Annotated in this window: 14 protein-coding genes and 1 pseudogene; 2 read left to right on the top strand and 13 right to left on the bottom strand. The window is 32.2% G+C overall.

Annotated features, from left to right (window positions below):
- Positions 1–683: 683 nt before the first annotated feature.
- From B5P40_RS08940 to B5P40_RS08930, 3 genes are all read right to left on the bottom strand, one after another.
- Positions 684–935 carry a hypothetical protein gene (locus B5P40_RS08940; protein ID WP_113709175.1) on the bottom strand — a complete coding sequence of 84 codons (252 nt, stop codon included), beginning with the start codon at positions 933–935 and terminating at the stop codon, positions 684–686.
- A gap of 103 nt (positions 936–1,038) precedes the next feature.
- Positions 1,039–1,317, bottom strand: a complete 279-nt coding sequence (locus B5P40_RS08935) for a hypothetical protein (RefSeq protein WP_113709166.1) — start codon at positions 1,315–1,317, stop codon at positions 1,039–1,041.
- A gap of 61 nt (positions 1,318–1,378) precedes the next feature.
- Complete coding sequence (locus tag B5P40_RS08930; protein WP_113709173.1) at positions 1,379–1,921, bottom strand: GNAT family N-acetyltransferase; 543 nt, start codon at positions 1,919–1,921, stop codon at positions 1,379–1,381.
- A 314-nt stretch (positions 1,922–2,235) separates the two neighbouring features.
- On the opposite strand from B5P40_RS08930, the pseudogene B5P40_RS08925 reads away from it, so the two are divergent.
- Positions 2,236–2,553: pseudogene (locus B5P40_RS08925) on the top strand (tyrosine-type recombinase/integrase); the annotation flags it as partial.
- 21 nt (positions 2,554–2,574) lie between these two features.
- On the opposite strand, the gene B5P40_RS08920 reads toward B5P40_RS08925, so the two are convergent.
- Entirely contained in the window at positions 2,575–2,817 is a 243-nt protein-coding gene (locus tag B5P40_RS08920; RefSeq protein ID WP_078177391.1) for a DUF3937 family protein, read from the bottom strand.
- Between the two features lie 297 nt (positions 2,818–3,114).
- Between B5P40_RS08920 and B5P40_RS08915 the strand changes: the two genes are divergently transcribed.
- Positions 3,115–3,780 (top strand): helix-turn-helix domain-containing protein, encoded by a 666-nt coding sequence (locus B5P40_RS08915; protein WP_113709172.1) that lies wholly within the window; start codon positions 3,115–3,117, stop codon positions 3,778–3,780.
- Between the two features lie 437 nt (positions 3,781–4,217).
- Here the strand turns inward: B5P40_RS08915 and B5P40_RS08905 are convergent, their stop codons facing one another.
- The 9 genes from B5P40_RS08905 to B5P40_RS33395 all read right to left on the bottom strand — a co-directional run bounded on the left by B5P40_RS08905 (position 4,218) and on the right by B5P40_RS33395 (position 10,967).
- Entirely contained in the window at positions 4,218–4,778 is a 561-nt protein-coding gene (locus B5P40_RS08905; RefSeq protein WP_059037745.1) for a MerR family transcriptional regulator, read from the bottom strand.
- A 396-nt stretch (positions 4,779–5,174) separates the two neighbouring features.
- Complete coding sequence (locus B5P40_RS08900) at positions 5,175–5,357, bottom strand: hypothetical protein (RefSeq protein ID WP_033714597.1); 183 nt, start codon at positions 5,355–5,357, stop codon at positions 5,175–5,177.
- Positions 5,358–5,457: 100 nt separating this feature from the next.
- Positions 5,458–5,658: a cold-shock protein gene (locus tag B5P40_RS08895; protein ID WP_002130770.1), complete on the bottom strand. Its 201-nt coding sequence runs from the start codon at positions 5,656–5,658 to the stop codon at positions 5,458–5,460.
- A gap of 952 nt (positions 5,659–6,610) precedes the next feature.
- Complete coding sequence (locus B5P40_RS08885) at positions 6,611–7,300, bottom strand: Rep protein (protein ID WP_113709171.1); 690 nt, start codon at positions 7,298–7,300, stop codon at positions 6,611–6,613.
- 243 nt (positions 7,301–7,543) lie between these two features.
- Complete coding sequence (locus B5P40_RS08880) at positions 7,544–9,013, bottom strand: plasmid recombination protein (protein WP_113709170.1); 1,470 nt, start codon at positions 9,011–9,013, stop codon at positions 7,544–7,546.
- Between the two features lie 316 nt (positions 9,014–9,329).
- The gene (locus tag B5P40_RS08875) at positions 9,330–9,569 is read right to left on the bottom strand and encodes a hypothetical protein (protein ID WP_113709169.1); all 240 of its coding nucleotides are present in this window, start codon (positions 9,567–9,569) and stop codon (positions 9,330–9,332) included.
- A gap of 68 nt (positions 9,570–9,637) precedes the next feature.
- The gene (locus B5P40_RS08870; protein WP_071151410.1) at positions 9,638–9,982 is read right to left on the bottom strand and encodes a DUF4064 domain-containing protein; all 345 of its coding nucleotides are present in this window, start codon (positions 9,980–9,982) and stop codon (positions 9,638–9,640) included.
- A gap of 12 nt (positions 9,983–9,994) precedes the next feature.
- Positions 9,995–10,525 (bottom strand): DUF4352 domain-containing protein, encoded by a 531-nt coding sequence (locus B5P40_RS08865; RefSeq protein WP_113709168.1) that lies wholly within the window; start codon positions 10,523–10,525, stop codon positions 9,995–9,997.
- Positions 10,526–10,832: 307 nt separating this feature from the next.
- Positions 10,833–10,967: a hypothetical protein gene (locus B5P40_RS33395; RefSeq protein WP_258402133.1), complete on the bottom strand. Its 135-nt coding sequence runs from the start codon at positions 10,965–10,967 to the stop codon at positions 10,833–10,835.
- Positions 10,968–11,088: the final 121 nt, after the last annotated feature.

The following is an 11,088-nucleotide window of genomic DNA, read 5'->3' as shown; positions in this document are numbered from 1 at the left end:
AAGCGCTTACTATAATGAAAGCATAAAGATAAATCACATCTTAGCATCAACAAAAGAGGAGGAAATAATATGACAATCGCAATGGCAGTTTTATCATTCTTAGGTGGAGTGCTTCCATTAGTAGGAGAACTTTTAAAAGCAGTAATGTAAGTTCATTATTCCGCAATTATTTATAAAAATCATCATACCTTAATACGAAAAAAAGAGGAGGAAATAATATGGCAATCGCAATGACAGTTTTAAAATTTGTAGGTGGAGCACTTCCATTAGTTCAAGAACTTTTAAAAGCATTTATGTAAGTTCATTATTTAGCAATTATTTATAAAAATTATCATACAAATGATCTGTATATCAAAGATGAATTGATGTGCAGATCATTTGTGTGAGCAAAGTCCCTTTAGCATTATGAAGGGACTTTTTTAAATTTCTATATACTTGAGGTTCCGTCACATCAACATCAAGTTAAAGCACTTTTAAAACATTAAAAAGTGCTTTTTATTTATTATAAATACGAATGTAAACTTTTCAATATTAGTTTACATTCATTTCCTTGATTTTATTAACTTTATCGCACTATGTTCATTTTCTTCAAAAATTAATATAAAAGTATACATTCAAATCATTGATAATAAAGGTGTTATGGTCACGCATGAATTTATGAACCAGCCTTTTTACAGTTATAATTATTTCTCTTGACGATCTATTTCATTTTTTAACTCTTTAAGATGTTCTAAAAGCTGTTTCTCATAACTAGTTCTATCTTTTAAATACTGCAAAAGACGGATCATTACTAATATCCCCAGAAAATATAAACAGAATTTAGTTATGATTCCAATAATCACTAAGAATAATGGAGTATTAGGAAAATACCAATTCAGCGGTGCAACTAATAGTATAGTTAAAATTAGAGCCAACCATATATGAATTTTAGTCATAACTTTCCACCTTCCTCTTAATCCCATTTTATCAAAAGCGGTTTTATATATCATTATGTATATCCTATTCATATAAGGTTTACATAACCCCACTTATCGGTAGTTAATCTTTTATATTAATGTTAGCTAGCTGTTGCTTTAAATCCCAATACTTTGGCCTCTTTTTTGGATCAAACCATATAGCTCCTTCTTGAAGCCAATTCTCACGATATGCTTCAATAGTCCACCCGAGTTCTTCATCATCATATCCTGGTTGAAAAGCGCAACAGGCACATATTAAACTTACGTTTGGGATTCCTTCTCTAATATAGAATGGTCCTGGTAAACAATTATAGCCACAAACTAAACAGACATATCTTCTTATAAACTTTCTAAACAACATACCAACTCCTTTATCATTGAGGTATGTTTACATAAAATCCGTTCTCGGTAGTAGAATGATTTTAATTATTCCACTCACTTTTTAGTAGAGAATAACTGATAACATCGTTCGGATGATTATTTTGATACATGTATTCTCTTAATAATCCATCTTGTTTAAAACCAAATTTTTGTACTGATTTATGTGAGGCAATATTGTCTGTAAAGATAATTGCACCAATCCTATTTAAATCCCATTTATTAAATCCATATGTAATAACTGTCCTCACGGCTTCCGATATATATCCTTTCCTCCAATAGTCTGGATGAATCTCATAGCCTATTTCTGTACGTTTATGTTGAGGACTCCAAGCATGAAATCCTATTGTTCCAATGAATTCATTTTCTGTTTTTGTAACAATTCCCCATCGAATTCCTCTTTTATCATGAAAAGTACTCTGAAAGTTCTCGACAAGAGTCTCAGCTTCTTTTAAATCTTTAAAAGAATTCATACCATAAAATTGTGTTACATTCTCTCTTGAAAAATAATCAAAAATTGCCTTTGAATCCTCTTTTGTAATTTCTCTTAGTATTAATCTTTCTGTTTCTAGAACTGGAAATGACATAATGGTTACTCCTCCTTTTGTATTTAGTTTATTTCGCTATGAATATATTAAAATCCTATGTAAATAACAATGTATATCCTATTCATAGAAAGTTAACATAACGTCTCATTATCGATAGCAAAGAAAAAGGCGAATCCCTTACTTCCATAAGGGATTCGCCTTTTTTTCTTTTTATCAATCTATGCAATTTTTTATACATTCCTATCATAGTGTGGGTTTTCGGGTTCTCGTTTGTTATTGGATTAACCAAAAAACTGTATAAAATCTTGCATACTCTTAGCCTGGGTTTTTTCCAAAATGCTGGTGGTACCCCTACTTCTATTTTTGAGGAAATCTATTCATATGCCCAAACCCTAGAAAATGCCTGGTTATTCCCTTCCCGAAAAGGAGATCAGCCAATTAGTAAAATCCAAGCTTATCGACAATTACAAAAAGCCGCGAATTTTACCAGTGTAGAATCTATTGGAACCCACACAATGCGAAAAACCCTCGGCTTTTGTTTCTATAAACAAACAAAAGACATGGCCATGTTGCAAGAAATTCTAAATCATAGTACACCCCAAATCACACTAAAATACATTAGAATTAATAAAGAAGAAAAAGACAATGTACTTGATAATTTTCATATTTAAAATCTATCAAAAAAACGACATCTACATAGATGCCGTTTTTCCTGGTGTTTTTTTTGTAAATTGATATAAAGCAATTGCTCCCAAAATAACAAGTATTCCTTCAGGAACATCTAATAATACTGTTTTCCATGTTTCTGAAATTAATAATTCATTACCTGTAGAGGCTTTATAATATCCTTCTACACAACCAATAGTAAACTGAATTACAGATAAAGAGACAAATAGCCATAAACCAAATCGAATCATTTTTTTATCTTTAAACATATAGCACCCCTTAAATAGGAAATCATAATATTAAGTAAAATATATACACTATCCATGTTTCTGTCAACAAATGGATAATATATATATTTTACTTCAAATCAAAACTTATAAAAAATTTATCCCCTATAATTTCTTTTATTAACTATATAATTCACCTTCCTAATTCTTAATTATCAAGAAGATAAATCACAATAAAAGGATCCGCAACAGATTATTGCATGCCTTTTTTATAACGCTACGATGCGTTCCTTACTATTTAACATTAGAATAATTAAAGTAATCAAAGGAGGTACATATATGGACATTGGAAAAAAAATAAAACATTTAAGATTAATAAATAACATGACACAAGAAGATGTAGCCAGCCAATTATTTATTTCAAGACAAGTCATATCTAAATGGGAACTAGGAAAAAGTCTTCCCGATCTAACCAATTTATTAGCCTTAAGCAATCTATTTAATGTTTCAATTGATTCTTTATTAAAGGAGGATTCAAATTTGCAAAATCAGATAATAAAACAAAGCAATTATAAAAGATATTTATTAATAGCCTCTCTCTACATATATTCTTTAATCACTATTGTTGTTATATTTTATTGTCTCATTGCCTTTTTACTTATACCAAAGGACATAAAAACATCAGATCTAAAGGTTATTAATTCCCACTTTTATCAAAAAAGCGATAAAAGAGAAATTCTATATATTTATAGTAAATTAACACCTTTCTTGGCCAATTATTCAGGAGATTATAGCATTGAAACAAAAAAGCATGAAATAAATATTCATGCTCATCGAAATTCAATTCCTTTTAGAAATAAAGACGTTTTATTTTCAATCGAAAAAGATATACCTCACGGGATAGATTGGCAAGAAAAAGATGTTTACATTGTAGACGAAAACAATAACAAAATACTTATATATAACCATAAAAATAAAAAACTATATTATCAAACAAAAAATTAAAGTAGGTGATCAAAATTAGAAACATCTATAAATATACTTTTATAATAGCTACAGTTATCCTTAATATAATCAGTACTCTACTTATTGCAAATACCGGATTTGCACCAAACGTTATAGTATTTTCTACTAGCTTTTTATTTTTCACCATTTTATTTCAATCAATCACAATTCTATTCATTATCTATATGATTAAAAAGGATGCATCTAAAAAAATAAAAATAATTTTATACGTTTTTTTAACACTAGATATATTTATCTTTTTATCCTTACTATACATAGCCTATATCGTAATAACTCAAACTCTATAAAAAATTAACATACTAATAGCAAGGGAATGCTTGTAGACTGATCTATACTGCATTCCCTTATTGTATGTATGCTATATTTCTATTCCTCTTTTTCCGACATTAGAACCCTACAAAGAATAGCAACCACATCTAATTTTTAAACAAACCGAAAAAGCCTTTCCGTTTTTGTTTCTGATTTTGCTTCTGCATATCTCTAATGTTTTCAAGCAATAACTGATCTCGTTTCTCTAACTTCTTCTCTATAAAAACTTCTAATTCATTGTTTTTACCTTCTACTTCCGTTAATTTTCTCTCTGTATTAGCTAAATGCTCTTTTGTAATAACTAATTCATTCGTAATCTCCTGTAATTTTTGAACAAGTGCTTGATTGAACTGATTTTGTAATTGTTGATTTTCTAATACTTCATCCAATTTCTTTTCTAATTCTGATTTTTCTTCTTTTGAAACAAACGAATCAAGTTCTCCATTCTTCCATGCTCGAACTTGATCGTAAGACCATTTTTGTACATGTATTTTTTCTTTTATAGCTTTTAATTCTTCAATATTTTCCTGAGAGTACCTCCGATGTCCTCCCTGGCTTCGCTCCGTTTGTATATTAAATTCGTTTGACCATACTTTTAATAAATCGGGAGTCACCCCTAAACGATCCGCAACAATTTTCGGTGTATACATTTCCGATTTTAGTTCCATTTTTAATTCCTCCCCCAAAAACGGAATACGTTTTTTTACTCATAAACACGATTAAATCAACATTTTAATCAAAATCGGAATGCACTTACAACTGATTTCACAACCGATTTTAAAAACGAATTGATTTCGAAATACATATCGATTTTAACACCGATATCCATTACTTCTCGATACCCACATCAAAATCTTTTTTATTTATACAAAATTTTATGCAAAAAAAGAATAGCGAGGATCCTCCGGATCCCCGCTACATCAACCATGTATAAAATCATGTATATCAATTTTACTAGAAAAGAAAAAAGAACCCCATAAAAACAAGGATTCCTCCTTGTCCTTGCTATCGATAATAATGCGTTATGTTAACTAGATGTGTATGAGATATACAATCAAACAAAGTTATTTTCCATTTTCATTCTTATTTTGAAATAGATGCACAATCAAAAGTCCACCAACAAATAAGATTGGAAATCCTACAACTATATATAATCCGTTTTTTGGTATTCCTAATATAATTGCAAGATAACTAAAAGAAAAAGCCCATAATGCTAAAATTATGATTTCTAACATCTTCTTTTTCATTAAAAGTTAAGCACCCCAAATCCCCTTGAAAAAGTTGTATTCGGAATATTGTAACAAAATCAAAAAAAGACCCTACAAGAGGGTCTTTCATCAGCTAATATTAAGCTTTTTGAACATTAGTAGCTTGTGGGCCACGTTGTCCTTTTTCTACTTCAAACGTTACACTTTGTCCTTCGTCTAAAGATTTGTAACCGTCGATTTGGATAGCTGAGAAATGTACGAATACGTCTTCTCCACCTTCACGCTCGATGAATCCAAAACCTTTGTCTGCATTAAACCATTTTACTTTACCTTGTTCCATAATTGTTGCCTCCTAGTGTGGATACCCACACATATGTTACTACCCTTGCTCAAATACCTTAGACGAAAAACAAAATTTATTCTTAATCTCAAACCGAACAAAAATAGGTCTATCTTAAATTAACATACTTTCTAAAAAATAGCAAATTTCAAAAATAAGTCCTTATGGTAATTAACCACTAATAGTGGTTGCTGGAGAAAAAGTCACTATGATAGTCATCACAGCAAGAAGTTGCCAAAGGATCTCGACAATATCATTAGTTTGATTTTTTTCAGACATTCAACAACTGATAAAATTAGCTATTTTCGAGTTAAATTTTACTTCTGATAATCGATAATTATGTAAATAAGCTGTCCATATGGACAGCTTATTGTTTTTTTACTTAATGTGGTTTTATTCTGGTCTCTTGGTTTGAAATTTGCTTTTTGGCTAGAGTGCTGGCTCGTCGTGTGGGGGCGAAACCCCACGTATTACGTATCTATTTTTTTAATAAGAACTATCTTGGAACGAATGATCTAAGCGGTTCGGCTCGTATACTTGCTTGTCCAAGTCGAGAACCATTGCTTTGCTTTTTGTCTGTCGGCTTGGCGAGAAAAGCACACGAGCCGAAAAAAGTTTTGCAAGGACATAATAAAAAAGAAAAGGCGGTAGCCTTTAGGTGAGGATAAACGAACCGACTTTTTTTATTATGTAGGTGGAGATTTTTGAGCGTTGTTTGCTCAAAAATACTACCTGTTCCTTGCGGAACTTTTAGCTCCTTAATAATAGTGATAATAGAGACGATTGTTAAAAAGCGCTATAAATTCAGTTGTACCAAGGGTTTATAGCACTTTTTAGGGTGTGACGAAAACGTCACACTTTTAGTCCTTTTTGTGACGTTTTCGTCACACCTAAAAAATTACAAATAAGTTATAAAGTACATAAAAAATAGACTATATCAAGTTGATACAGTCTAGAAAAATCTAGTTGGCAATTTCACCTTCTTACCATTTTGATCTTTAAGATTTTTCAAAGAATGTTGAAATAATCTCATTGTCAATTTATCAAGTTTTACTTCATTTTTTCGAGGTGCACAAATCATTATATAAGGATTTACTACCCATGTTCTAGGACTTACAGTACGACCATTTTCAATAATTTGTCCGGCACCTTCTGGATTAAGTAAAATCTCTTTTTTCTTTAATGAATTCATAACCAAAGAAGTTTTTTCTCTAGATTTTCCTATCATTTCAGCAATCTCAGAAACAGTTGCGGCTTTTGGTAATTCAAAATCATCCTCAACGTTATTACGTTTCCTTTTAAATTTATCATCTCTACAAATAATAACATTACTTCTAAATTCCAAATAAGCTTGAATTCTAAATAAAAAACTTTCTTCTGCTTGAGTTAAATAACCAATACTATTCAATAAATCTAAATTTCTATGCATTACTTGATTAAATGGTTCACCAGCAAATGGATCTTTATTAGTTCCAACGTAATGATCTTCTCCAGTTAATTCTTTTAACTGTTGTAAAAGAGACTTTTTAAGTTCCTCAGCTTGGTCTCTTTGCTTTGTATTTTTTTCAAAATCTCTTTTTCTAGCATTACCATTAGCTTGTTTTAAAGCTTGTCCTAAAGTTTGTTCATTCTCTTCTTTCATTGTTTCGATTCCTCCTCTGATTGAGGGAATCAACAAAAATACCTATTTTTTGCTATTTGATTATGAATCAAATTATGATAATCTATAATCAGACATTTAAATTTTAGGTATTTTCATTGAATATCCTTTGAAACGAGCCATGTTCCAGCATGGTTCGTTTTTTAATTTTATCACACATATTCTCTCAAAAGGTTGTCAAACAAAGTTTCCCTAAAAAATTTACTAACTTTGTCAAAAAAACTTCTACCGCTCCATTTCATATCCTTTCTGTCTACTCATTTCTTTTTTATGTTCACTCTCAAATTGATTATCTACCCCTTTATTGTCTAATTCATTTTTTATAAGACTTCTAAACGTATTAAATTTCTCTTTAAAGATTTTTTTCGTCTGTTGATACAAAACCCTTATATTCGTCTGTAAATCCTTTATATGAGCCTTTAACGAGCTTATTTCTCTATTTAATACACCAACTTCTTTTTGCAAATGACTTTTTTCTTGTTTCAACGTTCGATTTTCTTCCATCCAACCCTCTGCATTTGCTTTTAAACTTTCATTCTCTTTCACAAAATCTGTTTCTCTCAAACGCTTATAATCTTGTTTAATCGTAGCCGCTGCATTCACTTGTTTTGTAAATTCTTGATATTGTTCAGGTGATAACACATAATTTCTGGTCTGTTTCTTTGTGACTTCAGCTTTCCCAAACGTTTTATTATTCTGTACTTCTGTTATTACTTCTCTACGCAAAAATGGAATTTTAACAGGTTCATTTGGTACTTGATCTGTAGCACTATCTAATTCTCTTTGCATTTGTTCTACTCTTTTTTCTAACTCTATATGACGCTGGCCAATTAGCTGCAGCTTTTCACTTTCACTCTCTACTTGTTGTTTCACTATCCCTAATTCTTTGTACTTATCAACGACATCACTTTCCAAACTCTTTTTCGCTACTTGTAATTCATTTGTTTTCTCTTCAACGTTTTTTAAATGATGATCAATGGTTTGTAACTGCGTTTCTTTTTCTTGTACTTGATTCTCAACAATTGATTTTGTTTCTGCATATTCCTTGTATTGACGGACTTTCATGTACTTATGTGAACCTACATTAGCACGTTCAAAATTCGGAATGTGCTCTTTAGCCAATTGCTCAATATAGGCCGTTTCTAATTCTCTCCAATGTGCAATTAACTTTCTTCCCGTTCCTTCTACACCTTGTTGTTGCAAAGCTCTATCCATTCCGACACGCCTCGTTAATCCTCGACTACTTTCGAAATTCGGTACATAGTTAATATGTAAATGCGGATTTGCTTCATCATCATGTAAAACCATGTTATAAACTACTAGATTTGGATTTCGCTCTTGAAACGCCTCAGCATAGCGCTTCAGTGCTTCTTTTTTAGCCCCTCTATACATTGGGTCGTCTTTACCTTCCCCAATCGCTACAACCAATTCTCGTTGCTCATGTGTCTTATCATCTTTATGTACTTTGTCATAGTAGTCCTGAATCTTACGGTCATTCCGTTTTTGTTTCTCGTTATACTTGTCCACCGCTTCCTGAAAAACATCCTTGTATACACTTCGGATATCCTTTTGAACAAAGTAAATATTCTCCTCTAATCTGGATGGATCTATGCCAGAATTTCCATGAATATTTTCTCTGTTATTATGGCTCAATGAACTTTGGTGAGATTGATTAAATGAGATAGACCCCAACATAAAATGCCACCACTTTCCCTAGATTAATTGATACCATAAGTCTAGCAAAGCGACGAAATGGAGTCAATTAGAGTAACCCTATACTTGTTTTGACGCTGTGCATCAAAACAGATAGGGGTCTGCGACGCTCTTCGGCTCTGCCGAGCCACGTGCTACGTGGCAAAACAAAACCTTGGGCGTTGCCCAAACCCACTGGGGAACTCTTCCCCAGCCCCCTCAATCAAACTCCCCAACCCCTCAATCCTTGAGGGGCTCCCTCGCCGGTTGGCAGGAACAAACGGTTGTTTGTTCAATGCCAAGAGGGTTTGGGTGTCGTTCAGTTGGTCAAGTCAAATACTCCCTTCGCTTCGCTGGGTCCGTTTTGATTGACCAACACACGCAACCATCTCTTCTTAGGGCCAAGGTTTGTCCAATTGATTTCCAAACCCTCACTCAATAATTCATCAATTTCATCTTGCTGCAGCAATGATAATAAAAAGTGAAGTTCTTCTTCGATCCGTAAGATATGTGCTTCAATTACCGCTTTATCTGTTCCAGCTGAATTGAATCGCTCCACATAAAAAAAGACACCCTAAGGTGCCTTCCTCCGACTTGAACCACTTTAATTTTAATAATATAAGTACATTATGCAGATACAGTAGCTTTACCCTTACGGAAGATACCCATTAACCCGCCAATTAATAATAATACTCCTGGTAATAAGTAAACGATAGAGATACAGATAAATCCGCCAATAGCAGCAACTGTCATCATGATACCGCCAACTTTAGCATTCTTTTTAACTACTACGCAGCCAACAATTCCTAAAATTGATAGAGCAACAGCTCCCCATCCTAAACCGATGATGCTGTCTGCACCTTCAGCTTCAAATGCAGCCCCCATACCACCGATCATTAAAGCGATAAATGCACATATAATACCAAAAATACCACCAATAAGTCCTAATACAAATTCAGTTGTTCTTTTCATTTTAATTTCTCCTTATTTAGCTACTTCAAATTCGAATTTCACTGATTTTTCGTCAAATGTAAATGTAGGTTTGAATGTACCTGTAAATTTATCACCTTCTGCTACATCGAATAACATTTTGTTTGTAATCTGGTTGCCTGGCGCAATATTTTCATTTACAAAAGTATTTTCTCCACCGAAGTATTCTTTGAATTGGTTACCATTAGCATCAGCAATTTTCAATTCAGAAGTTCCAAAGTATATATCTTTCTTGCCATTGTTTTTAGCATTGAACGCGATTTCTAGAACTTTCCCTTTTTCAGCTTTGATATATTCGTTAGGTTCAACAAATTTGGCTGAACTAAAAGTTAGTTGTAGACCATTAACTTCTACTGTATCCCCGATTTTATAAACTTTGTTTTCAGTAGATGCTTTTTTATCCTTTTTTTCCTCTTGTTTAGGAGCGTCGTTTTTACTTACTTCTTTCACTTCTGTTTCACCACACCCTGCTAAACTAAAAGCAAGTGCTCCAGCTAAAGCTATTGTACCCATTTTTTTATACATTTTGTTTCCTCCAGTTATGTAAAATGTAAGATTCCCAAAACATCATAACAGAAACAGTTACAACTATTTTGTTGTATTTTGTCGAAAAGAAATAAAAAAAGAGAGCATAAGCTCTCACTGAGGTCACCATATCCACAGCAAATTTGAAAGTAAACTTTTGAATATTAGTTTACTTTCAGTGATAGAAGTAGAACCACATGCCCATCAACCCAATATTTTGGAGTACCTCCAAAAAAAAATTCACCTCAGATACAACAAAAGAGCCTTACCTCTGTAGGTAAGGCTTCACTAGTATAGTTGTATATATTTACATAACAAATAAGAAACATAAAACATATAATACAAAGTAGCAGAACCCTAACATTCCGCCTACAACTAGTACCTGTTTACCCCAGCTCTTGAGTTTCAGATTACTGTCAATAATCGCTTGCACTCTTTCCATATATCGTTTCCTCCTATTAAGGAGAACCCTTCAAGACTCTCACCTCGCTATGATAACATTAAAGAATAAATAATAGAGGTCTAATTTTTGTCTGAATATATAAATATGCAATATTGCATAT

The organism is Bacillus sp. SRB_8 (assembly GCF_003264205.1).
Classification (GTDB): domain Bacteria; phylum Bacillota; class Bacilli; order Bacillales; family Bacillaceae_G; genus Bacillus_A; species Bacillus_A mycoides.
This window is presented reverse-complemented; position numbering and strand designations above follow the sequence as displayed.